The sequence below is a fragment of the Mesorhizobium sp. Root695 genome, assembly GCF_001428185.1.
Classification (GTDB): domain Bacteria; phylum Pseudomonadota; class Alphaproteobacteria; order Rhizobiales; family Rhizobiaceae; genus Mesorhizobium.
The window spans coordinates 355,882-378,402 of record NZ_LMHO01000012.1 but is presented as its reverse complement, the minus strand read 5'-3'; the positions used below and the strand labels follow the sequence as shown (position 1 = coordinate 378,402).

At 59.4% G+C, this 22,521-nt stretch carries 19 protein-coding genes and 1 pseudogene; 10 read left to right on the top strand and 10 right to left on the bottom strand.

Annotated features, from left to right (window positions below; translation table 11 throughout):
* Positions 1-380 precede the first annotated feature (380 nt).
* The 6 genes and pseudogenes from ASD99_RS35130 (at position 381) to ASD99_RS32185 (ending at position 4,962) form a co-directional block, all read left to right on the top strand.
* Complete coding sequence (locus tag ASD99_RS35130; RefSeq protein ID WP_274533696.1) at positions 381-512, top strand: hypothetical protein; 132 nt, start codon at positions 381-383, stop codon at positions 510-512.
* Between the two features lie 161 nt (positions 513-673).
* A pseudogene (locus ASD99_RS35450) lies at positions 674-1,079 on the top strand (MucR family transcriptional regulator).
* Positions 1,080-1,451: 372 nt separating this feature from the next.
* On the top strand, positions 1,452-2,768 hold the full coding sequence (locus tag ASD99_RS14740) for a GMC oxidoreductase (protein ID WP_162256697.1): 1,317 nt from the start codon (positions 1,452-1,454) through the stop codon (positions 2,766-2,768).
* A 503-nt stretch (positions 2,769-3,271) separates the two neighbouring features.
* Positions 3,272-4,048 carry a LuxR C-terminal-related transcriptional regulator gene (locus ASD99_RS14735; protein ID WP_056581851.1) on the top strand — a complete coding sequence of 259 codons (777 nt, stop codon included), beginning with the start codon at positions 3,272-3,274 and terminating at the stop codon, positions 4,046-4,048.
* Between the two features lie 3 nt (positions 4,049-4,051).
* A complete protein-coding gene (locus ASD99_RS35125) occupies positions 4,052-4,180 on the top strand; it encodes a hypothetical protein (RefSeq protein ID WP_274533695.1) in 129 nt (42 codons plus the stop codon).
* Positions 4,177-4,962, top strand: coding sequence for a Crp/Fnr family transcriptional regulator (locus ASD99_RS32185; protein ID WP_162256696.1), 786 nt, complete (start codon positions 4,177-4,179; stop codon positions 4,960-4,962). Before ASD99_RS35125 ends, ASD99_RS32185 begins: the two co-directional genes overlap by 4 nt.
* A 39-nt stretch (positions 4,963-5,001) precedes the next feature.
* Here the strand turns inward: ASD99_RS32185 and ASD99_RS14720 are convergent, their stop codons facing one another.
* Positions 5,002-6,186, bottom strand: a complete 1,185-nt coding sequence (locus ASD99_RS14720; protein WP_057144070.1) for an acyltransferase family protein — start codon at positions 6,184-6,186, stop codon at positions 5,002-5,004.
* A 542-nt stretch (positions 6,187-6,728) separates the two neighbouring features.
* Here ASD99_RS14720 and ASD99_RS35445 point away from each other — a divergent pair.
* Positions 6,729-7,043 carry an SGNH hydrolase domain-containing protein gene (locus ASD99_RS35445; RefSeq protein WP_413813933.1) on the top strand — a complete coding sequence of 105 codons (315 nt, stop codon included), beginning with the start codon at positions 6,729-6,731 and terminating at the stop codon, positions 7,041-7,043.
* A 76-nt stretch (positions 7,044-7,119) separates the two neighbouring features.
* Here the strand turns inward: ASD99_RS35445 and ASD99_RS14715 are convergent, their stop codons facing one another.
* The 7 genes from ASD99_RS14715 to ASD99_RS14685 are packed head-to-tail and all read right to left on the bottom strand — an operon-like array spanning position 7,120 to position 13,969.
* The gene (locus ASD99_RS14715) at positions 7,120-8,217 is read right to left on the bottom strand and encodes a NeuD/PglB/VioB family sugar acetyltransferase (RefSeq protein WP_162256695.1); all 1,098 of its coding nucleotides are present in this window, start codon (positions 8,215-8,217) and stop codon (positions 7,120-7,122) included.
* A gap of 12 nt (positions 8,218-8,229) precedes the next feature.
* On the bottom strand, positions 8,230-9,162 hold the full coding sequence (locus ASD99_RS14710) for an alpha-ketoacid dehydrogenase subunit beta (protein WP_057144068.1): 933 nt from the start codon (positions 9,160-9,162) through the stop codon (positions 8,230-8,232).
* Between the two features lie 3 nt (positions 9,163-9,165).
* Entirely contained in the window at positions 9,166-10,173 is a 1,008-nt protein-coding gene (locus tag ASD99_RS14705) for a thiamine pyrophosphate-dependent dehydrogenase E1 component subunit alpha (protein WP_156388983.1), read from the bottom strand.
* Positions 10,173-11,348 (bottom strand): DegT/DnrJ/EryC1/StrS family aminotransferase, encoded by a 1,176-nt coding sequence (locus ASD99_RS14700; protein WP_056581845.1) that lies wholly within the window; start codon positions 11,346-11,348, stop codon positions 10,173-10,175. Before ASD99_RS14700 ends, ASD99_RS14705 begins: the two co-directional genes overlap by 1 nt.
* Positions 11,349-11,370: 22 nt before the next feature.
* Positions 11,371-12,048, bottom strand: coding sequence for a PIG-L deacetylase family protein (locus ASD99_RS14695; RefSeq protein ID WP_057144067.1), 678 nt, complete (start codon positions 12,046-12,048; stop codon positions 11,371-11,373).
* The gene (locus tag ASD99_RS14690) at positions 12,045-12,707 is read right to left on the bottom strand and encodes a sugar transferase (protein ID WP_057144066.1); all 663 of its coding nucleotides are present in this window, start codon (positions 12,705-12,707) and stop codon (positions 12,045-12,047) included. The genes ASD99_RS14695 and ASD99_RS14690 overlap by 4 nt, the downstream gene beginning before the upstream one ends.
* Positions 12,704-13,969 (bottom strand): polysaccharide biosynthesis/export family protein, encoded by a 1,266-nt coding sequence (locus tag ASD99_RS14685; protein ID WP_056581842.1) that lies wholly within the window; start codon positions 13,967-13,969, stop codon positions 12,704-12,706. The genes ASD99_RS14690 and ASD99_RS14685 overlap by 4 nt, the downstream gene beginning before the upstream one ends.
* Positions 13,970-14,283: 314 nt before the next feature.
* On the opposite strand from ASD99_RS14685, the gene ASD99_RS14680 reads away from it, so the two are divergent.
* The gene (locus ASD99_RS14680; RefSeq protein ID WP_200950995.1) at positions 14,284-15,435 is read left to right on the top strand and encodes a glycosyltransferase; all 1,152 of its coding nucleotides are present in this window, start codon (positions 14,284-14,286) and stop codon (positions 15,433-15,435) included.
* A 66-nt stretch (positions 15,436-15,501) separates the two neighbouring features.
* Complete coding sequence (locus tag ASD99_RS14675) at positions 15,502-16,632, top strand: glycosyltransferase family 4 protein (protein ID WP_082525209.1); 1,131 nt, start codon at positions 15,502-15,504, stop codon at positions 16,630-16,632.
* Positions 16,633-16,668: 36 nt separating this feature from the next.
* On the opposite strand, the gene ASD99_RS14670 is transcribed toward ASD99_RS14675, so the two are convergent.
* Positions 16,669-18,951 (bottom strand): GumC family protein, encoded by a 2,283-nt coding sequence (locus ASD99_RS14670; RefSeq protein WP_056581839.1) that lies wholly within the window; start codon positions 18,949-18,951, stop codon positions 16,669-16,671.
* Positions 18,952-19,227: 276 nt separating this feature from the next.
* Here ASD99_RS14670 and ASD99_RS14665 point away from each other — a divergent pair, with 276 nt between their 5' ends.
* Positions 19,228-20,568: an O-antigen ligase family protein gene (locus tag ASD99_RS14665; protein WP_056581838.1), complete on the top strand. Its 1,341-nt coding sequence runs from the start codon at positions 19,228-19,230 to the stop codon at positions 20,566-20,568.
* Between the two features lie 492 nt (positions 20,569-21,060).
* On the opposite strand, the gene ASD99_RS14655 is transcribed toward ASD99_RS14665, so the two are convergent.
* Entirely contained in the window at positions 21,061-22,509 is a 1,449-nt protein-coding gene (locus ASD99_RS14655; protein WP_162256693.1) for a pectate lyase, read from the bottom strand.
* Positions 22,510-22,521 lie beyond the last annotated feature (12 nt).

Here is a 22,521-nt window from a genome sequence, read left to right as displayed (position 1 = left end):
ATTGTCGTTGTCAGGTGCGGTTGCATGGCGACGGGGCTACAATGCATGGGGGTAACAACCAGTGGCGAACTGTCGCCAGCTCTCTGGGCGTCACTGTTTATCAGCGCTCAAAGACAGTGTGGATCGCGGCCGGAAAATACAGAGGTCATGATTTTGAGGTGAAAGCTCGTTCGCCAACGATCGCGCTCGCTTTGTGGAAGGAGGCCGCGCGTTATACTGGTTCGGACTGGTGACAACTGACAGGACGGTATTTGCGCGTGGTTTCGTGCATAGCGCTATCTTACTTGTGCAGCAGTCAGCGGAAATAAGAAGGGGCGGTTCCCGAGGAGCCTCAAATATATCCGGTATATTTCAATTATCGTCCTGTAGAAGGCGCGTTGATGTCGGCGATCTTCAAGAATACGCGCAACAAACGAGGCGCGACGAGTCGCGGTGCCAACGAACGAGTGCGCCTCGGCCATCTCGATCGGTTACCACTTTTGGATGGATTCAGCGCCACCAAGGGCAATTGACAGAAATGGCACCTGCAGATGGCATTGAAGGGTTCCAAACGCGGGGAGGATCAGGAGCATATGCTCCCGATTTGATGTTGGATAGTTCGGCAAACGAGTGATCCAAGACGTGCTCCGCATCTGGCCACGGACGATAACCATCGTCAGTTGAGAGCGGATCCATGCACCCTGACCCCGTCGATCACCTGGAATCAACTGTCAAGATTGTTTCGGCCTTTGTCAGCAGGAACCGAGCGTCGCGTTCTGATCTGGTGGATCTGGTCCGCACTTTGCAGGCCCTTGCGAGCGGTGCGGAAAAACCCAAACCGAAGCTCATTCCCGCCGTGCCAGTCAGCAAATCGGTGACCCCGGATTTCATCATCAGCCTGGAGGATGGGCGCAGGATGAAAATCATTGAAGCGGTATCTGACCACGATTGGAATGACCCCGGCCGATTATCGCAGGAAATGGGGTTTGCCCCGAGACTACCCGTTGGCGGCGCCGAATTTCACCGCGCTGCGTTCGCAAGCGGCAAAGAGGATCAGGCTTGGACAACGGATCGCCAGTGATCAGACCTCACGAACCTGACCGCATCGCTCTGCGGCCATTCAACGTCAGTTCTTCCTTGCGCTGTTCGGGTGATTTTGCCGCGACGGCTGCCTGCTCGCGATCTATGCCGCCATGATGGAGGATTGCAATAGCATTCCCCATGGCACGCGCCTGGAGGCAGATCTGTGCATCGTGGGCGCGGGCGCAGCCGGTTTGGCATTGGCTTCACAGTTTGAAGGAACGCGACATCGTGTATGCATCATCGAGAGCGGCGGGCTGACATACGAACACGGGCGCCAAAGACTGTCGCGCGGCCGTTCTGTAGGCAGACCCTACGAGGCGCTTGATCTTTGCCGTATCCGCCAGTTTGGCGGCAGTACCGGCAGAGCTGGTTGGGGCGGGTGGTGCAAGATGCTGGACCACGTCGATTTCGAGGCTCGGTCCTGGATTCCCATGAGCGGATGGCCTGTCGACCGTAACTCGCTTCTCCCTGACTATGAAACGGCGGCCGGTTTGTTGGGCATCGAGGATTTGCAAGCCGAATGGCCGGGCTCCCCAGTCCTGCCAATGAATGGGCCGGTCTTTTCAGAACGATGCTTTCTCAGTCCCATCCCGGATTTGGGGGCGACACTGCGCGCCAGGCTGCAAGCGGCGAAAAACGTGCAGGTTGTTCTTCACGCCACGGCCTTGCGGCTAGACACCGACGCATCTGGAAGATGTGTTCGCTCCATCGAGGTGGCCAGTACACCAGACAGACGTTTCCGGATCGAAGCACGATCATTTGTGCTGGCCTGCGGCGGGATCGAAAACGCGCGCCTGCTCTTGGTTTCAAACCAACAGATGCCGAATGGGATAGGCAACGAGCATGACCTCGTTGGCCGCTATTTCATGGAGCATCCCCGCGTAAAATGGGGAAGCCTGCAAATCTGCCGTCCTGACACCGCCATAGCCTTTCACGTGCCATCCGCTGAGGCTCGCAGGCCTTATCTGTCACAGGAAAAACACTGTGACGTGACCGCTACATTCGGACTGGCGCTGCGCCCGGAGATTCGGGAAAGTGAACGCCTTCTGGGCTCCCGGACGTGGATCAAGCCGGGACCTTGCGCCAGCGATTTGGATGGTTCCGAAGCGTTGCACTATCTTGCTTTCTGGCTGCGGAAGGGGCGCCTGCATCGCGACCTTATCAGGAGTGGCCGCACCATCCTTCGGCATCCCGCAGGATCGATCGCATCAGCTATCGAGCGCATCGGGCACTCACGCCGGGGCGCGGGGCACTTTCACTTTGACACCATCCTCGAACAGGAGCCGGACCCGGAAAGCCGGGTTACGCTTGATACAAGACTTGACGAATTCAATGTCCCGCGCGTGAAGCTGGAATGGAGGGTGGGACCTCTCGTTCGGCGCACTCTTGAGCGCGTGCAGGCAATCATCACTGACGAGATGCGGCTGCTGGTCCATAGAATCGATGTTCAAGCTCCCACCCACGAGGCCCCAGCCTACGGGGACGATATCCCATACCGATGGGTTAGGCACCACATGGGTACTACGAGGATGAGCAACGATCCACGGACTGGCGTGGTCGACGCCTCATGCCAAGTGCACGGCCTCGCGAACCTTTTCATCGCCGGGAGCTCCGTCTTTCCAACCGGGGGAAATGATATGCCCACCCTGACGATTGTTGCACTCGCCATTAAGTTGAGCAGGCACCTCCAGCAATGGCTTGAGTAAAGATCAATTCCAGATTGGCGGGGCCTAGTTGACGGGGGCCGCGCTTGGAGGCTTCACGCGTCTGGCGGCTTGTTGCTTGAGGATCGGAACGTGGGAGGCTCCAAATATATACTTTAGTTTAATAATGAAAAAATTGCAGATATAAATGATATACTTGCGAACGTCCGCAGATTTATAATTGTCGTCACGTGAATTCCATGGTTGCAATTGGTAATATACAGCATCCGGCACAGAACGACGTCTTTTTCGCTGATGATACACCTTTTGGTGGAGCCGACCTCCACGCCACGACATCTGCCCACGTCGGATCTAATCCTCTCAAAAATATGCAATTATATTCACGCTGTGCGTTTTGTCACACCGCCGCTTCAATCCGCAAGTTATTACTAATGCATTAAGGAGGTCATTAAGGAGGTCATTAAGAGGTGGGTCTTCGAAGGCGGATTCTCCGTTGGGGTGAATTCCGCTCATGTTGAGTTGAACCTTTGGGTTGGGGATAAGCCATGACAATTCTGTCCAATACCGATCAGCCGGTCAAAATCGATCTGGCTCATTATTCACCTGTTGCCGATGTCAATCATATCGGATCTGCCTCCTCCTTGCGGGGGGGGTTGGAGATAGCAATTATCGATGACAGGCCGCTGATGTGCGACTGCTTCGCCAGTAGCCTCGAGCTCATCGAGCCATCATTTCGCATCCAGCGCTATCCGACCGTCGAAGCGTTCGACGCCGCGAGTCCAGAGGAGACTGAACGGGTTTCGACAGTCTTGCTCTGTGTCATGTGGTCGAACTCTCAAGCAGACTTTCATCTTTCGCGGATTGCCCATCTCACGGCAACCAGGCCGTCTCTGGGAATCGTGATGCTGTCGGATATCGAAAGCCTTGATGATGTTCTCAAAGCAGTAGAAAGCGGCAGCCGTGGCTACATCCCCACGAGCGTTAGCTTGCAGGTTGCGGCAAAGGCGATCCAACTTGTCGCGGCCGGCGGGACTTTCATACCGCCCAGTGTTCTCTTTAATTCGGGTCAGGCGATCAAGGACACCCAGCCAGCCAAGCAGCCGCAAGGTGACAATGTTTTCACGTCACGCCAGATGTCGGTGATCGAAGCGTTGCGTCGAGGCAAGGCAAACAAGGTTATCGCTTACGAACTCAACATGTGCGAAAGTACGGTTAAGGTGCACATTCGCAATGTCATGAAGAAGCTTCGCGCCAGAAATCGTACCGAGGTAGCCTATATCCTTAACACGACGCCTTATGACGGTATCACTATGCGGAATTGAGGCATGGCTGCCGCCTCGGTCCAAAAAGTGATGGTTTTTTTTGCTCACGGCAACTGTGGCAGATGGCTTTATCAGGCCCTCAATTTGGAGGGCCTGATGAGCGATCGACATTTTGTAAGGGGCGAAAAATGAAACAGCCGCCCGATCGATATTCTGTTCCGCAGACTGAGAGGGAGTCCAGTTCCGCAGCCGACAGGAACACATCAGCAGCCGACAGGAACACATCACAAGGGCCGGACCTGGGCGATATCGAGCATTTCCACGCCATTCGTCCCTCCACGCTGGCCGAGATGAACCGCCGCTGTCATTGGTTCCATCTCGAAGACGGTGATGTCTTGATCCCGGCCGGCGAAAGGGTCGATCGACTTTTCTTTCTTTTGGCGGGCGAGCTTCGCTTCCCTGTCTATACCCGTACAGGCAAGATAGTGTGGCTCCCATCGGCGCACCAGGGATCACTCGTCAACGGAGTGGCTTTAAGCGGTGACCTTCTTGTAGTGCCCTATTCGATTGAAGCCGCGGGACCATGCACCATCGCCTCCATCGGAAATCGGGCCTTCCTGGATATAATCAAGGACGATCCGGAGGCTCTTCAAGCCGTCGTCCAAATGTTGGTCGAGCGCCAGCACGCGCTTGTCGAGCACATCGTTGAACTCTCGACACTCAGCGTTCGATCGCGCGTGCATAGCGAGCTGCTGCGCTTGTGCGTTGAAAAAATCGACACTGACGGTTCGGCTTTGATTTCTCCCATTCCCACGCATACGGATCTGGCCAATCGCATCGGCACGCATCGCGAAGCCGTGGCCCGCGAACTCAGCTATCTTCAGAGTGTCGGGATCGTGCTGCGCCGCGCAAAGGAGCTTTATGTGCCCGATGTGTCCCGCCTGACGGATCTGCTGTCTAAATCTGACGATTAATCGGCCATGTCTTCACTTCATGGACTGCCGCAACCTGCGTTATCCCCGCAGCCACGCGAATCGCTTGGTCCCTAAACCAAGCCACGACCAAACGGCGTTCTGCTGCGATGTCGAACGGTAGATCTTCTGATGATAGACCAACTCATAGGGCCACAGTTCGAAGGTGCGGTTCGCGAGATGCGTCAGTATCCAGGTGATCGCACCTGCAGCGACAACGAAGGCGCCCATCGAAACGACGACATTGGCGGTGAAGAGGTGCGCGTGCGAAAAGACGGAGCGGGTCAGAAGATAGGTATAGGGATGCACCAGGTACAGGCTGTAGCTGACTGTTCCGAAGTAGCGAAGAAGCCGATTGCCAAGCAACAGCGTCGTTAAGCTGTTTCGCGAAACTGCAAGGCAGAAGTACAGCGCTGTCGAGGCGACCAGCACTGGCACTTCGGCATTCTGGAAATCGGACAAGTGATAGTCGTAGTGGCCGCGGGCGGATAGAAAGACGCAAGTTGCCAGGGCCGCGCTCTCGGCGAGCCGATGGTGACCAAGACGCACCCAATCATATCGATCGTAGGCAAGTCGGATCAGGCCGCCCGCGACGAAATACAAGGCAATTGGGTATCTGGCGATAAAGAACGCTGCAAGCAGACCCAAAACGGCGATGCCGACCTTGCTGGGGCGACGAATAGCGAGGAACACGAAGGCGCCGGTAAACACATAGAACCAGACCTCGAAAGTCAGGCTCCACGCATTCGGTGTCAACTGCTCTGTGTGGGTGAAAAGATTCAGGAACGTCAGTCCCGCGAGAATTGCGGTGAGATTGTTGGTATCGGGATAAAGGTTCGTTGCTGCGTTCAGCGCGACGTACAGCACACTGAGAACGAAGAACAGCGGATAGACGCGCAGGAACCGTCGGGCGGCAAACTCACGCGGACTGTAGTGCAGCGCACTCGGAAGGATAACGAAGCCACTGATGGCGAAGAAAAGGCACACCCCGAAGGTGCCGAAATTCCAGAACGGCCCAATGGCGGCGACATAGGCCGAATTCGAAGCGTAGACGTGCTCCGCCGTGCCCCCTAGGAGATGCGCAAAGAACACCATCAGTGAAGCAATGCCGCGAAGCCCGTGCGCAGCCACGTTGAATGACTTGTCGGAAGTTGGTGTCGCGGTTGCGTCGCGCAGGACATGCGGTGCGTCGGATGAATTCAGAGAATGGGGATGCGCAACAGCCATTTGAGCCTTCAAATTGGTCCCCGCAGACCATTCCAACCTACACCGATCCAGATTTTGCAATGCTCAGGAATTCGAAGGACACCCCTGCCCAAAAGTAGTGGGCTGCCGCGGGAAAACTCCTCCCGATGATCAAGCAGCCGCGTTGCGGGATCGCGGACATTAACGGAGGCCCGCCTTTGCCGCAGGCGAGCGCTGAACCGCAGCGGGGCGGAGCTTGACCTGCACCGGACCAGAATTGGCGGGCTCTTCGGCAGCCAGGACGCCAAAACGGCCGCAAGTTGCCACGTCGAACCGCTCCGATCGGGAAAAGCCCCCGGATCTCCGCGCCTCCCTGTTGTTTCAGAGGCCATTTCGATCATGTTCGCGGGTCCGCGGCGTGGTCCGATTTAGCCGCAGGTTACCTCCTATTGCGGGCGGACAGCGGTGCTATCAGGCTCGTCGGCCCAGCCTCGCTGCCGGCGTGATGTTGGACGGTCGAAAACCCTCTCGTCCAGCATCGCTCCATTCAGCACAGGCGGCTCCAACCTATCGCGCCGACATCGATGGTTTGCGCGCCATCGCCGGCGCGCTTCTCCAGGGCAGGTCGACTCGTAGCGCAGGGACATGACCTGCCTGGCTGCAACGTGTCAGAGCGCGTCTCCCGGGAGCGGCAGCGGATTGCATTTGGCGTTCTGGACAGGCTGGCCCAACATCCGGGGCTCGTTCGCGTTTATCCGACGCAGGCACTTTGTCCGCAGGAACGGTGTGTTGTCATGATGGGCGGAAAACTGCTGTGCTTTGACAGCCACCACCTCGACATCCCGGGTTCCGAGACACTCGTGCCGATGCTTGCAAGAGCTTTGCGACAAGGCGCCTGAAGTTCCAACAAGGCTCCAAAGTGTCGCGTTTGAACGGAAACGCAGAAAGCCGTTTCACACTTTCCTGGAAATCGCTTTAGCGGAGATGTCGGCGGCCCTGAGCGTCAACGATGGTATTGTCTCCGACATTTGCGCTGATATGCGCGCCATTGTGGATCAGGCAGCCGGAGCCGATCTGGACGCCCAGCAGCACCGTTGCGCCCATTCCCACGACAGTCATGGCCCCAACACTCACCGCGCCGGCGAGGATGGCGCCCGGAGTCAGGTGCGCATTGTCCTGCACGATGCTGTCGTGGCAGACGATACTCCCCTGATTGACGATGACGTTGTTGCCGATCGTACAGCGCGGACCGATGCTCGCGCCGGCCAGAATATGGCAGCCATCTCCGATCCTGGTCGCCTTGGAGACGATCGCGGATGGATGGATCACAGGAGGCAGAACGAAGCCCATGGCCAAGGCGCGTTCAAACATTGCCCGCCTCGCCTCGCTGGACTGGGCTCCCCCGATGCCGATGAAGGCGTAGCGCGCGCCTTCGGCGAGCAGACGCTCCAGGCTCTCTTCCGTACCGATCACCGAAATGCCACCGCAGACCTGGTGGCCAGCGGGCAGAGCTTGATCGGTGCAACCGAGGATGTCGTATCCGGACCCATCGAGAGCATCGATCAAACAGGCGGCGTGGCCGCCGCCACCGATGATGACCGCCCGCCGCGTGGATGCGGAAGGAACGACGGACCGCGTCCCGTCCGATCCCGCGGCTATAACCTCGGATCGGCGGCTGGCCGCCGCGCGCACCTCGGCTTCGCCGATCCGGCCGTTGGAGGGACTGACATCCGCAAGATCGACCCCGAGCTCAGACGCGGCCTTCCGGGCCTTGGCCGTTATCGCGATCTCGTTGACCGCGACACTGGCCGGGCTGGCCGTTCCGGATTCGGCATTCGGATTTTCGTCGACGATTTCGCACAGCGTTGAGCCGACAGCGACGAAATCGCCGATCTTGACGTCGAGCCGGCCGATAACCCCTGCCTCGGGGGCCTCAACCTCGACGGCAGCCTTCGTGGTCTCAAGCACAAAGAGGATAGCTCCTTGCTCTACCCTCTCACCCGGCACGACCCTGATCTCGATCAGCTGAAGATTGTCCTCGTTGGCGTTAACCCGCGGGGCTTCGACAAGCACACTCATGAAAGCTTAGCCCTTCTTGAACAGATCGATGCAGGCCGCCTGGATGGCGTCCACGCCTGGCAGCAGATCATCCTCCCATTCGCGGCTCGAGGGAATGGGGTGGTCCGGCCCGGCCAATGCGCTGAAGTGCTTGACCCGACCGATCAGAGCGCGTGCGCATTCAGACGCGAAGCCCCAGCCGGGAGAGCCTTCCTCCACGGCGAGAACGCGGCTGCAGTGGCCGACCTGGCTTAGGACCTCTACGCAAGGAAAGGGCGAGAGCTGTTCAACGGCCACCACGGTGGTTGCAATTTCCTCCTCTTCAGCGAGCTTGTTTGCGGCCGCAACCGCGTGCTCGACGCAACCCCCATATGTCAGGATCACGACGTCCGAATCCGTCGGACGTGGAAGGGCACCCGCACCGAGCACCGGCCTCGAATACATGACCTTGTTTTCGATTATCAGGTGAGGGGACCGAGACGCGAGAGCTCGATGTAGCAGCGCACCCGGATCCGCATACTCATGCGTTGCAAACACGGTGAGACCGGGCACGCCGCAGAAGTGCTTTTCCAGACTTTGCGAGTGCGTCGGCCCGTAGCCGCGCCGTCCACCCATGGGCGCGCGGATAGTGATCGGCACCTCAACCTGATCGTTGTACATCCAGCGGAACTTGGCTGCGTGGTTGATGATCTGGTCGGCAGCAAGGGCGATGAAATCTCCGAACATGAGCTCGACGATCACAGGCCTGCCCTTGAGAGCCATGCCCGCCGCCATGCCTACGATGCCGCCCTCGCTGATCGGCGTGGTCCAGACACGATCCTGATAGGCCGAAGAGAGGCCCTTGGTGACTTTGAATGCGCCGCCGTAGGGATCGAGGATGTCTTCCCCCAGGATCACCAGGCGGAGATCGGCGTCCATAAGATCATGTAGCGCGCGATTGATCGATTCGACGACGCGCATGGGTCAGCCTCTCGCCAGGGCAGCCGCGGCTGCGGATTCGACTGCGCGGTCCACGGCAGATCGACAGAAGGCATCGATCTCCTCGAAATGCGCAACGCGCCGGCGCATCGGGGGGATGGGATCCCGGGCTCGAGCCTGCTCAAGCCGCAAGGCCGGCCGGGTATCATCTCCCTTGCTGTGAGGACCAATCCGTTCTGTCCGTAAATAGAGCCAGCACGGGCGCGATTCGGCGCGGACATAGCCTACCGCCTCTTGGGCAAGCTCACATATTTCGACGGGATCATTGCCGTCATAAGCGAACGTGCGGATGCCGAAGGGTTCAGCCCTGGCGATGATCGATCCGGAAACGGTGAGACTCTTTGGAGTGGTTTGGGCGATTTCGTTATCCTCGACCACAAAAAGCACGGGGGCACCAAAAACCGAAGCGAGGTTCAAGCTCTCGTAAACCGCTCCCTCGCCCATCGTGCCATCGCCCAGGAAAACCACTGCCACGGCGCCCTCATCCTTTCGTGCCAGCGCGCAGCCAACCGCCACGGGTGCTATGCCTCCTTGGATCCCATTCGAGTGGAAGTTGCGGAAACACAGATGCTGACTGCCGCCGCGCCCTCCGCAAATGCCTGTTACACGCCCCATGATCTCGGCGATCAGGCCTTCGACCTCACCCGAATAGGCAATGAAATGACCGTGGCAGCGGTGGTTGCTCCAGACAATGTCGCGATCCCGGTCAAGAGCGTTGACCACCCCCACAGCATTGGCTTCCTGTCCAATGGATGTGTGCGTCGTGCCGAACAGGAGACCCTGGGAAAAAAGCTCGAGCAGGCGCTCCTCCACGAGCCGGATGAGGATCATCTGCTGATAAAGTCGGGCCACAGTCGGCAATTCGAACCCGAGCAGCGTCCTTTCTGCTTGAGGGAAGGTAAGGTTCTGTAGCGCTGAAGACGGCACCAATTTCAGCTCTCCAAAAGAAGACGCTGGAATGTCTCCATCTTTCCTGATCGCAAGCTCGTTCATCAAGCCGCCTCGAGCTGGCGCGAAGCCGCAACAAGGATGGAGCGCGTCGTCGCCGCCGCCGCCGTGGTCTCCTCGATCGTCCAGGACGGGTCGACCAGGAACGCGATGCTCGTTTCACCCAGTTGCCGCGCGACTGGCAGTCGTTCCGCCGGTGCCACGCCAGCATCCGCGAAGGCATGCTCCAGATAAATCTCGGAGCAGCTACCCGAGAAGCATGGAACGCCTGCAGCATTGACGGCTGCAATCAGCTCGTCCCGCGACCATCCCGAAGACAACATTTCCGGCTTGATATAGAAATAGCATCGGTACCAGGCATGCCTGTGCGCCGGATCGAGCCGGGGCGTGCGCAGCATCGGCAAATCGGCAAGCGTCCTTATCCAGATGTTGGCGTTGCGCTCGCGTTGACGAACCCAGTCCGGCAAACGTTCGAGCTGCCGCAAACCAAGCACGGCCTGGATGGACGTCATGCGCCAGTTCGTGCCGACGCTGTCATGCAACCAGCGGAACCCGGTCGGCCGATGCGGGGCAAAGACCACATTGTAGTTCTTGCCGTGGTCCTTCAGGCTCCACGCGGCGAGCCACAATTTCCTGTCGTCCATCGCGACAAGTCCGCCCTCGCCACCTGTCGTGATGATCTTGTCCTGGCAGAACGAAAACGCCGCGATGTCACCGAAGGAGCCGATCGGTCGTCCGGTGTATTCGGCTCCATGCGCCTGTGCGCAATCTTCGATGACCTTGATGCCGCTGCGCTTTGCAAGGTCCATGATTGGCGCCATGTCGCACGGCCATCCGGCGATATGGACGACAATGACCGCCCTGGTTCTCGCCGTTATCTTCGGCGCGATCGTTTCAGCGGAAAGATTGCCCGATGTAGGGTCGACATCCGCGAAGACAGGTGTTGCACCGGCAAACATGACGCAAGCGGCCGATGCGACGAAACTGCGGGGCGTTACGATCACCTCGTCGCCGGCGCCGATATGGAGGATCTTCATTGCAAGGTCGAGCGCGAGGGAGCCATTGGCCAGAGCCACCGCATGGCGTCGGCCGAGGCTGCGCGCATAGGCTCGTTCGAAGGTCTTCACATGGTCGCCGGTCCAGGCGTTCACCCGGCCAGACCGCAGGACATCCACAACGTCGGCTATCTGTTCTTCATCATAAATCGGCCAGCGTTTCATCTTGGAACACTCCAGCTAGAATTCACATGACATTTCTCAGAAGGACAAAGGCCTCGGCCGCCCTCAGATGGACAGCGGTGCCCCTGACAATCGCCAGCGCCCGTAATGTTTCGATCGAACGCTCGTGCGGGAAATTCTTCATCTGCGAACCGAACATCGACGCAGCTTCGAGTTTGCGCTCGAGTGTCGCTTCGATGTCTAGGAAGACATTCGGCACGAAGCTCGGCGTGACATAGGGTGCATTCCAGTTCGTCTCAGACACGGTCTCGTAGGCCATGATCGTCCGTGCGTAGTGGGACTGGGTGGGACGAGCCGCAACCAGCGACGACAGGAAGATCAGCTGATGATCCATATGAACATCGCCGACGAAGGGGATAAGCAACGTGTCCGGCTTGACCTCCTGCAGCAGAGCTTGCAACGTCGCGTTGACGGTCGAGTGTGGTGTCTGGGAAATCTGCGCGGCAGGCAGATCAAGCCAATGCGTCTGTCGCACGCCCAAACAAGCATGGGCCCTCTTTGCCTCGCAGCGAACCCGTTCTGTCATGTCCTCGGTGAAGGCAGGTGGGCAGCCTCGCGTGACCACCGCAACATGGACTTCTCCGCCTTCCGCGGCGACCCGGGCTATCGTGCCGCCACACCCCAGAACCTCATCGTCAGGATGTGGCGCGATCACCAGGAGTCGACCGATGGCTGGGCTCATGACCGAACCGTCCCGGCGGGCATCGCCTTCATAGCGTGATCGACATGGCGGCGGTCAACGCGCTCGCCAAACAGTGCCACCAGGACTGTCAGAATCAGTATCTGCAGATCGAGCCACAGGCTGCGATTGCGCACATACCAGAGGTCAAGCGCCAGCTTTTCGCTGTTGGTGAGGCGGGTATTGCCGTTCACCTGTGCCCAGCCAGACAAGCCTGGACGGACCGTACAGCGAATACGCCCCAGCTCGCCGAATTCGGCGACGGTGGCGGGGAGCAACGGGCGTGGTCCAATGAACGCCATGTCGCCTCTGGCTATGGAGAGAAGTTGAGGCAGCTCATCGATACGGGTGGCGCGCATCAGCCGGGTGGCGGACGTCTCACGCAAAGCGTCAGGGAGCAGTGCGCCATCTGCATCTCGCCTCTCGTGCATCGTACGAAACTTGCAGATCACAAAGGGGCGAGTTCCCAGTCCGCTGCGAATCTGCCGGAAGAATAGTGGACGGCCCACACTCGCCCAGACAACCGTGGCAGCCACGATCCATAGCGGCAGGCTGAGAACCAAAAGCACTACCGAGGCGATCTTGCTGGGCATCGCCCGGCCGATCGGCACTCGTGCAGTCCACTCGGTGGTGCGAGCGATCGGGTTGCTGAGGCCGATCATTGCGACGGTCCGACCTGGACGGAAGGGGGAGCCGCCAAAGGTGCGTCCAGACTGCTTGCCAGGTCCAAGGTATTGTCCAGGCGGTTTATCGACACCAAGATCGTGTCCCCGGCCGCAACCGCATCGTCGAGGGTCGCCACCTTGGTGGCGATCTGGCCGTTCAGCTTGCGGCGGATCTGGTAAGTGAACGCGATGGTGTTGTTGGTCCGTGTCTGCTCCGCGGCAAGTGAGCTCAGCAGCAGGATCTGCTCCTCGGTCGACTCGCGAACTGCGATCAGGCGTTCGATTTCAGAGTTGTGGGCTTGGAGGTCGGTCAGCGCGGTGTGCGTCCAGGTCTGGGTGGCGTCATCGAGGTCGCGCTGCAACTGGCTCAATTCTCGGCGCACCGTTGACGCCTGATTGTAGATTTCAAGCAGGTGCGATTGCTGCGTGGTCGCTTCGCGCTCGGCGTTCGAGAGGTCTGTAAGCGTGACGATCCCTTTTTTGTTGAGGGCCCTGACGCGCTCGAGATCGGCTTGCGATGAAGCGATCACGGTCTTCTGTATCTCCGAAAGCTGTTGAATGTTGGCGAGGGCGACATTCACCTCGTCGATCCCCGCCGAGAGCTGCTTGCGACGTGTGGTCAGAGCGTGTTGATCTGTCTCAAGGATGCGCTGTTCCGTCGGAAGCAGCGTTGCGATCAGATTGGCGTTCATCAGGCCCTTGACCTTGTCAGGCATATCCAGTTCCGAAATCTTGTCGCTGTTTGCCAACTGGGCCTTGATGCGCGCGGCAGCGATTGCTTCCTTGGCGATCTCCACCACGCTTTCGTCAAGCGCTCCGCGCAGCCGGGCGCGCGTCACGACGCGGTCCTCGGCAGTGGCTCCGCCGGTCGATTGGCCGCCGGCGAGCGCCACCGCCTGCTCTACAGTCAGTGCTGGTTGATAAGGAAACGAGCCCGGCGCCTTGACGTCCCCAAGGACGAAAATTGGACGGAAGCTGACCACCGCCAGGGCTATATGCGGGTCATTGAACAACTCGCGATCGATGAACGCCTTACGAATATGGCTCAAGGCGTCCGGCACCGTAAGGCCGCCAACTTCAAAGCTGCCGATCAGCGGAATGTTGACCGCTCCATCACTGGCCACGGTCAGCTGTTCGGCAGGCAGCGAATCGTCAATGAAGTCAAATGACACCACATCGCCGACCGAAAGCCTGTAGCCATCGTTGGCCGCGGCCCAGGCAGCAATCTGGGAAGCCAGGATCGCCGCAATCGCGGGCACCGCAATCCTTGTACGTCCCAACGCTTTCGCAAGGAACGCACTGGTCCAGGTGCCGATCGATCGCCGGCTCCGCGTCGCATTGCAACAAGACACCATGATAGCCCGCCACAGAAATTTCCTGTGAAGACCCTAGCGACACCTGCGCGAGGACAATGAGTCATACCTTTGGTGGAGCAGTGGTAACCTTAGGTCTCGTTCCCACCCAATTTGGCTAACTGGATGTCGGCCTCAACCAACGTATGGTGCGACTGGATACTGTCGGCAGATTGAACGCTTCCTCGCGGTGGGGCGTCGCAGACAGCTGGGAATCTTGCGTGCACACAAGTGTTCTTCACACCATAACCAGTCTCGACGTTGGCGGCGCCCAGGTCATGCTTGCCCGCTTTCTTGGCCAGGTCGACCAAAACCGCTTCTCGTCTTCGGTTCTATCGCTGCTTTCACCCGGGCCGTTGGCCGCACAGGTGGAGTACACAAAATCAGGGCTCGCTTCGCTCGACATGACGGAACGCCCGCGTCCGCGCGATGTCTTTCGGCTGACGCGCTCGATAAGCAGGGCCGCCCCCGATCTGCTTCATGGATGGATGTATCACGGCAACGTCGCGGCAACGTTAGGCTCGGTGCTGGGGCTCAATTTCTCGCCGGTAATCTGGAGCATCCATCACACAGTTCGCGATCTCGCCGACGAGAAGCCGTTGACGCGCCATCTGATCCGGCTCTCTGCCCGTCTGTCGGGTCGCGCTAGCGCGATCTCGTATTGCTCACGCGTGGCCGCCGACGATCACGAGCGTCTGGGCTTTGATCCGCGTCGCAGGGTGGTTATCCCGAATGGCACGGATTGTGATCAATTCTCTCCCTCGGCCGACGCCGGTGCGAAACTGCGCCATCTGTTCGGCTTGCCAGCCGGACGGCTGATCATCGGCCATGTGGCACGGTTTCATCCTATGAAAGACCAGATCAGCCTGGTCCGGGCTATCAGCCGTGTCCTGGCCCAGGGGTACGATGTTCAGGGCGTGTTTATCGGGGAGGGGCATGTCGACGGCCCGGTGCGGGTCGCCGCCCGTGAGCTCGGTATAGACGACCGGATCACAACGCCGGGCATCCGCAGTGACGTTGCCGACCTCATGCCAGGCTTCGATATCTACGCGCTTTGTTCAGCTTGGGGCGAGGCTTTTTCCCTTGCCGTCGGCGAGGCCATGGCATGTGGCGTACCGGCGGTGGTCACGGCAGTCGGTGACTCAGGCTGGCTCGTCGGCAACAGTGGAGTGGTCGTTCCGCCCCGAGACAGTGAAGCACTGGCCGCTGGGCTGATCAGGCTTGTCGGCCTTGAACCGGCCGGGCGACGCGCTTTGGGCCAACAAGCGCGTCGCCGGGTCATGGAGAAGTTCTCACTGTCGCTTTACGTCGATCGGCACCTGGAACTTTATGGAACAGCTCTCGGCTGTCGTCGCCATATCTCGGTCCGATAGGAGCAACTGGTGGTTGTTGCGCATGCGAGTGGAAGAGATCATTTTCCTACTGCCGTGGATGGTGCGATGCGCCGCAAGCGGATCGTCGTCATCGCCAGCCTGACGCGTTCGCTTGTCAATTTTCGCCTCGAATTGTTGAAAGCTATGGTCACCGCCGGGCACGAGGTCATCGCACTCGCCCCCGATAATGACGAACAAGCCATCGCCAAGCTGGGTGCGATTGGCGTGAACTTCCAACAGATTCCAATGGCCAGGACAGGCACCAATCCGCTGGCAGATCTGCAAACGCTCAAGGCGCTCTACGGGCTAATGCGCCGCCTGGCTCCGGACATCGTCCTGCCGTACACGATGAAGCCTATCATCTATGGGGGACTGGCGGCCCGACTTGCAGGAGTACCTCGGCGGTTCGCACTCTTCACAGGGTTTGGCTTCATATTCAGCGGCAGCGTCACCGGACTGCGCGCAACTGTTCTGCGCCGGCTGAGCATTGCTCTTTACCGCTCGGCCCTGATCGGTTGCGAAGCTGTTTTCGCCTACAACGAAGCCGATGCTTCCGACATCCGAGGCCATCGGATGGTTTCTGCGACGACGCCGGTGATAAGGGTTCCAGGTTCCGGGGTCGATCTGACGCTGTTCGCCGCCAGCCGTCCACCGTCGGGGCCTCCCGTCTTCCTTCTGATTGCCCGCTTGCTTCGCGAAAAGGGGATCGCCGAGTTTGCCGCCGCCGCGCGCATCCTGAAGACCAAGCACCGTGCCGCGCGTTTCCAGATTCTCGGGCCATTCGATCCCAGTCCTCTCTCCATCTCGAAAGCCGAAATGGACCAGTGGACCAGGGAAGGAGCCGTGGAGTATCTCGGCGAAACGCACGATGTCAGTCCCTATCTGACCGCATCCACGGTGTTTGTACTGCCTTCTTACTATCGCGAGGGTATTCCTCGCAGCGCGCTGGAGGCCTTGTCGACGGGGCGGCCGATCATTACGACCAACGCTCCTGGCTGCCAAGAAACGGTCATCGACGGCGAGAACGGTTTTCTGGTCGAGTCACGGGATGTGGAGGCTCTGGCCTCGGCGCAGCGAGCCTTTCTTGAAGATGAGGGTCTCGCCGTGAAAATGGGCGCCAACTCAAGAAAGCTGGCGGAAGAACGCTTCGACGTTCACAAGGTAAACCATACCCTGCTCGAGGCGATGGGGCTGTAACCGGTCGGGCGTGATCGGCTATGCGCTCACCGACAGTCAAACGGGGAAATAGCGCCGGATCTGCTGCCGTCTCAGATAGGCTTTCCGGAACGCACCATGAGCCTGTTGGAATGGGTCCACCCGGTTGAACACCCAGCCGATCGATGGGCCGCCGGCGAACCGCAGACGCTCGACAACCTGGGAGAGTGCCTCTTGCGTTGTGCTGTCGCACGCGGCGACGACCACGACAGTGTCCACGGAGGCAGCAATCCGGACTGCGTCCTCCAGAACGAGCATAGGCGGTGCGTCGATGATCACTACGTCGTACTCGAGCCGGAACGCCTCCAGCAACTTAGCAAGCTGGCTGGAGTTGAGGAATTCCGGCGACGTCTGGTCGCCGGCAGGTGGCGCCATCACATCGAGCTGCGGAATTTCAGGCAGCGTCTGGACGATTTCCGCCAGACCGCAATCCCCATGCAAATAGTCATCGAGTGTCTTGCTGGCGGAGCCAAGCCCCATGGCGGTGTGGAGGTTGCGGGTTCGCAAATCCAGATCGATCAGCGCAGTCAAGGCGCCATCCATTCCAGCAGCCATGGCAAGGCCCATGGCTGTCGTTGTCTTGCCCTCCTGGGGTAGGCCGGAGGTGACCAGGACAACATGTTTGCCCCGCCCGCCGTTCATCCTGGTGCAGGCACTGTAAAGCGATCGGAAAGCGTCGGAAAAAGCCGACCGTGGTTTTGACAACAGGGTTTCGAGAGGGGGCAGGGCCGGACGCAGGAACTTCCGGGGCAATCGCGGGATTGACGCCAGCAGAGGGGCACGTATCAGCTTCGATGCCCGTCGCAAATCCCGTATCCGCACATCCATGCTATCGAGCGTCACCACAAGAATCAGAGCCAGGACAAGCGACGCGGCGAAACCGCCAGCAAGCATCAAACGAAACTTGGGAAAGGAAGGGCTGGTTGGAACCTCCGCCACCGAGACGGTGCGCACGCCGGGCTCGACCGCTTCGGAGAACGGATCGAGACTGCCAAGCCTGCCGGACACGAGGTCGTAAAGCTTCTGCTCGGTCGTCAGATCGTTGTTCAGTTCACGCAGCTTGGCTTCCGCGAGGCTTCTCTGCCGCAGTTCCTCGTTGGATGCCTGCAAGCTTTTGGTGAGTTGGTTCACCCGGGCCTCGTCGACGCGCACTTCATTTTCCAGGATTGCGATTGTTCGCAGCATCTCTTGAGAAATCATCGCACGGACAGCAGCCACTTTTGCATCGGCCTCTTGGACCAGAGGGTGATTTCGACCGTAGTTGCCGGCCAGTTGCGCGCGATCCCTCATTGCCGTCGCTTCGTCATTGCGCAGGGAGGTCAGGAAGTCCGATGAGAGGAGAGGATCGACGTTGGCGCCCGCGTCGCCGGTCTTGGCCGCCAGCTTGACCTGGGCGAGGCGCGCCTGCGCTTGCGTGTACTCACCTCTGGCGGTGTTGAGCTGTTCGTTGTTCTGCTGGATTGAGGCGCGCAGCAGATCGTCGCGCGGATCGCTGGAGACGCCGTGTTCATTTGCGTATTTGGCGATCTGGCCTTCGATAGTGGCAATCCGCGATGCAAGCTCGGTCGACTGCTGTCTCAAAAAGCTGACTGCGTCCTTGATATCCTGCCGCTTGTTGTCACGGGCCCATTCCACAAACAGTCTGGCCGTTGCATTGGCTATTCTGGCCGCGGTCGCGGCGTCGTCGTTGAGGAACGAGATCGTCATCGCCGCGCTTTCGCCGGAGCGATCGACCGACAGGCTCGCCAGATACAACGTAATCGCCCGGTCCTGCTGAACGCTCTTGGGCGGGAGCGATGGAGCATGCTGCGGGTCGGCGCCGAAGACCAGCGCGAATAGCTTTTGCGGTATCGCGACGATCAAGCCGACGGTCTGTGACAGCACTCCAGTGCCCGAATCCGAAGTTGAAGTCCCGCCAGGGCCGGCTGGCGGCAGGTAGGTGTTGAAGTCCGGATCGTTGATGAGGTCGAGCCTGTCCACGACCAGGCTGGCAAACACGCGAGAGGTGATCAAATCCGCCTCGGTGTCCATCCGCGACTTGTCGGGCTGCTGGTTCGGCTGCGCCTGCGCGGTGTCGAGAGGATTGGAACCGTCGGTTTCGACAACGATCATCGAACGAGCCGTATAGGTCTTGGGAAGTTCCACGGCGGCGATGAGCGCGAGAACGGTGCCAGCAACGACGATACCGATGATCAAGAGGAGGCGTCTGCGGAAAAGACCATAGAGCTCACGCGCGCCGAACGTCCGTTCCTCCTGGGGCTCGAGTGGCTCTTGAAGGAATGGGCCCAGCCGGTTCCACACACTGTTTTCGTCTACCAAGCTCACGGATCGCGCCCCCTGAGGTTTGTTTCTTGATGGTCTCACCGGGTCTTCAAGCCAAGTTCGAGACCCAACCCAAGCGACAAGTTTTTAACACGGATGCACGGACGCCAGCGCGTTCAAGAGGCTTAGTCGCCGGAAGGGGAATTATCCGAAAGGATAGCGTAGGTGGCCGGGGGCCTATCTTGGCAGATGCACCGAACTGCCTGTCCATGATGGCTGGTAAAAAGAACTCTCGAGTAGATTTCAGGAGTGAGGATGAATCACGCCGGGCTCCCTCGCGGCTACTGGGCAAAGCCCGACCGCAGGCCGGCTGCCGTGTCGTTGCCAAAGGTGACCAACAAGATCGGGCTCTGGCTGGCAATGGCCTCGGTCTTCCTCACTCCGTGCAACATCCTTCGTGTCGACACATTCTACTTCACCGCCAGCGATGCCTTCGCTCTGGCGGCCGTTTTGGCGATGGTCCTGGGGAAATCCTTTCAGCCCGCCCCTTTGGGGGCGGGGACGCTGCTGTGGAACACCGGAGTGGCACTGCTGTGTGGCATGCTGCTGCTCAGCAGCCTGATCAATGGTGATCCCCAACGAGGGTTCATCATCTCGGCTCAATATCTGTATGCCTACTTTCTCCTGGCCTTCATGCTGGCGTCAAGGCCCTGGAGCGAAACGGTTCTGCTTACAAAGGCGCTTATCTGCTCGATCGCCCTGATGTGCCTGCATGGCGTACTGGTCATCGACATCCTCAAGCAGCAAGGCACATACATGACCAGCCCCAGTGGCCGTTTTATCGGCTGGGTCGAACGTGAAAATGAGTGCGCGACGCTGATTGCACTCGCGGTTCCCCTTTTGTTGTGGCTGGTCGCTTCGGGATGTGCACGGCCCCGCTGGGCCTGGATCGGAGTGCCGATCCTTGCGTATGGTATTGTTCTGACCGGCTCCAATACCGGCCTGATTGGCCTGGTCGTTGCGCTCACCGTCTTCGTCGTCATGACGGGCTCGTGGCGCCGTATCATCTTGCTGGCGGCGTCGTCGACCGCCACGTTCTTTGTCGTCGTTACGTGGGGCCAAGATTTCCTGCCGCCCATCTTCCAGCGCCGTGTGCTGAACGCATTGCAGAGTGGCGACATTGACGAGGCTGGTACGTTTGCAGACCGTATGCGGCTTATTCATGAGGCCATCGGCAAAGTGGACAGCAGTTCGCTGCTTGGCATTGGTGCCGACCAGTATCGATCTTTCAGCGCGCTGCATGCTCCGGTCCACAACGTCTATCTTTTGATATGGGTCGAGGCGGGGCTGGCTGGGTTGATCGGCTTTCTGCTCATGCTGGTAGCCGGCATAGTCATTGGCATGCTCGCTGCCCGGCTTCGCGAAGGACGAATATCGGCCATTTGCACGCTGGCCACGGTCCTCCTCTTCGCAGCATTGGCCAATGCGCTGCCGCATCTCTACAGTCGTTTCTTTGTCGTGCCTCTCGTGCTTGGGATAGCACCCAGTGTTGCGATCCTGCGCGACGGCCCAGTTCCGAGAACGGTCGGACGCTTCCTTCGTGACGCTCGCTCCGGGCGGGGTCGTTTGCGGCCTCCCCAACGCAGGCCGATCTAAAGCGCGTCGCGTTTGAACGGATTCAGGCGACGCGCTTGTCTTATGACAATTTTGGCCGAAGGGGCGAGAATGAACCGCTGGGAGAGAGTAGCAGCTCTCTCGTCAGCGGCGAGGGATGGATCGTCGACGCGCTGGCCATTTGAGGGGCCGAGCTAAAGTTTGATCACCCTCGTCTTTTCCCGAAGGCCTGAACGGATACGCGCAGTTTGAGCTGCGCATGACAAGCAGAGGCACGGCAAAAGATGACGGAGATTACCATTGGCGTCGACATCTCGAAGAGGCCCTCGACGCCTGTCGCTTCCCTGACGCCGTGAGCCGCCGCTTCGACAACACGGTCAAGGGCCACAAGGCGCTGATGCGCTGGATCGGCTCCGAGGTCACCCGGATCGTCTACGAGCCGGCAAGTCCCTATCATCGCGGGTTTGAGTGCCATCTCGCCGAGGCCGGACTGCCACTGGTCAAACCCAATGACGAGCAGGCGATGTGCGGAAACTACTTCGCCGATTCTGATGCTTGCGGGGAGATAAAACGAGCGAGAGCGAACACCCCGTCGACAAAGTCCTCTCCCATGACAAACCGGCCCTCGACCCAGCGTCCTTGGGCATCCTGACTGTCGACGAGGTGACGCACCTCGGAGCTCAGTTCGTCAGCGCTCAACTCATCCGCGGCATTGATCCACAGCTGTTGATTGGAAACCGTCAGGCCGCGCCTGGCAAGCTCCAGCCGAGCGAATACCGGCTCGATCTCTGCACCCGTTTTCATGCCGTAGTGTTGCAAGAGGTTCTTGTCCTCGAAGGTCACCTTGCCACGATCATCAATGTAAACCGGCCGGTTGGTGTTGAGTTCATAGAAACGAGCCCATCTGCCGTCGGGCAGGCGCGCCGCCTGCAGCCAGGTGGCCGCGGATGCTGCCGCGTCCAGCAGCCGCGCATCCTTGTTCTGTTCGTTCAACTCGATTAGGTAATCGATATTGCCGGCGGTTTCGCGCGAGACGACGGCTGGCGGCTCAAACTTGCGACCCCATACCGGCTGCATGGAACGATCGTAACCCTGAGCCCAACCCTGTTGCGGGGCGGGCAACTGGGCCGCAAGCAGAAAATCACCGACCTTCTCCGCTGCCTTGAGATATGCGGGATCATGATATGTGCGGTAGGCGTTGAGAAAGAGGCGACCCATATCGCGGGGGAGATTGTCGTTGACGATGAAGTAGGGCGGACGATCAGGCTTCTGCCAGTCGTGAGACCAACTGGCCGGCATACTTGCCTTGGCGGCTGTCTCCACATCCGCACCCGGCGCGGCGCCCTTGAAGAAGACCGGAAAGGCCCCATTTGGATACTGCACGCGCATCAATCGATGAAGTGCTTTGTCAATGCAGAGACGGACGTGGGGATCCGAACCGCTGCTCGCCTGGTCGAACCACATCAGGAAATTCAGCACGCTCTGTGTGTTGTTGTCGTCGAGCACAGTCTCGTTGCGATGCGGGTTGTCCTTGATGTCGTTACAGGTTTTACCGCCCACCATCAGTGCGCGGTAGCACCATGTCGCCGCCTTTTGCGGGTCGGTCTCGATCTTGTAAAACCATCCGCCGGACTCCAGCTGCGTCTTGACGAGAGCCGTCGCCACAAGCTGGGCAGACTGAAGCCATTGCTTGTCGCCGGTAACCTCGAAAATGCGCAGGAAGGCAGCTCCGACGGCCGGCGTGCCAGGCGGCTGTACCCAGCCAACGCTTGTGGGCACGGCGCCGCCTTCGCCCACCCTCCTTTGGCCATCAAGCGAATATTTCCATACATAAGTTCCTGCCACTCCGAGATGATCGCGGAAGTAGACCCCTGCGCGCTCGATCGCGCTCCGTGCCTCGGCCACAGTTGGTTGAGGTGCTCCGGCCAGTGCAGTACCGCACGACAGCGCAACGAACAGAACCGAGGCAATATGTCTTGGCACGGCAGCGCTCCC

Coding starts and splice junctions, on each gene's coding strand:
- ASD99_RS35130 (WP_274533696.1), top strand. CDS start 381: ATGTCGGCGATCTTCAAGAATACGCGCAACAAACGAGGCGCGACGAGT.
- ASD99_RS14740 (WP_162256697.1), top strand. CDS start 1,452: ATGCTGGACCACGTCGATTTCGAGGCTCGGTCCTGGATTCCCATGAGC.
- ASD99_RS14735 (WP_056581851.1), top strand. CDS start 3,272: ATGACAATTCTGTCCAATACCGATCAGCCGGTCAAAATCGATCTGGCT.
- ASD99_RS35125 (WP_274533695.1), top strand. CDS start 4,052: ATGGCTGCCGCCTCGGTCCAAAAAGTGATGGTTTTTTTTGCTCACGGC.
- ASD99_RS32185 (WP_162256696.1), top strand. CDS start 4,177: ATGAAACAGCCGCCCGATCGATATTCTGTTCCGCAGACTGAGAGGGAG.
- ASD99_RS14720 (WP_057144070.1), bottom strand. CDS start 6,186: ATGGCTGTTGCGCATCCCCATTCTCTGAATTCATCCGACGCACCGCAT.
- ASD99_RS35445 (WP_413813933.1), top strand. CDS start 6,729: ATGGTTTGCGCGCCATCGCCGGCGCGCTTCTCCAGGGCAGGTCGACTC.
- ASD99_RS14710 (WP_057144068.1), bottom strand. CDS start 9,162: ATGCGCGTCGTCGAATCGATCAATCGCGCGCTACATGATCTTATGGAC.
- ASD99_RS14705 (WP_156388983.1), bottom strand. CDS start 10,173: ATGAACGAGCTTGCGATCAGGAAAGATGGAGACATTCCAGCGTCTTCT.
- ASD99_RS14700 (WP_056581845.1), bottom strand. CDS start 11,348: ATGAAACGCTGGCCGATTTATGATGAAGAACAGATAGCCGACGTTGTG.
- ASD99_RS14695 (WP_057144067.1), bottom strand. CDS start 12,048: ATGAGCCCAGCCATCGGTCGACTCCTGGTGATCGCGCCACATCCTGAC.
- ASD99_RS14690 (WP_057144066.1), bottom strand. CDS start 12,707: ATGATCGGCCTCAGCAACCCGATCGCTCGCACCACCGAGTGGACTGCA.
- ASD99_RS14675 (WP_082525209.1), top strand. CDS start 15,502: ATGCGCCGCAAGCGGATCGTCGTCATCGCCAGCCTGACGCGTTCGCTT.
- ASD99_RS14665 (WP_056581838.1), top strand. CDS start 19,228: ATGAATCACGCCGGGCTCCCTCGCGGCTACTGGGCAAAGCCCGACCGC.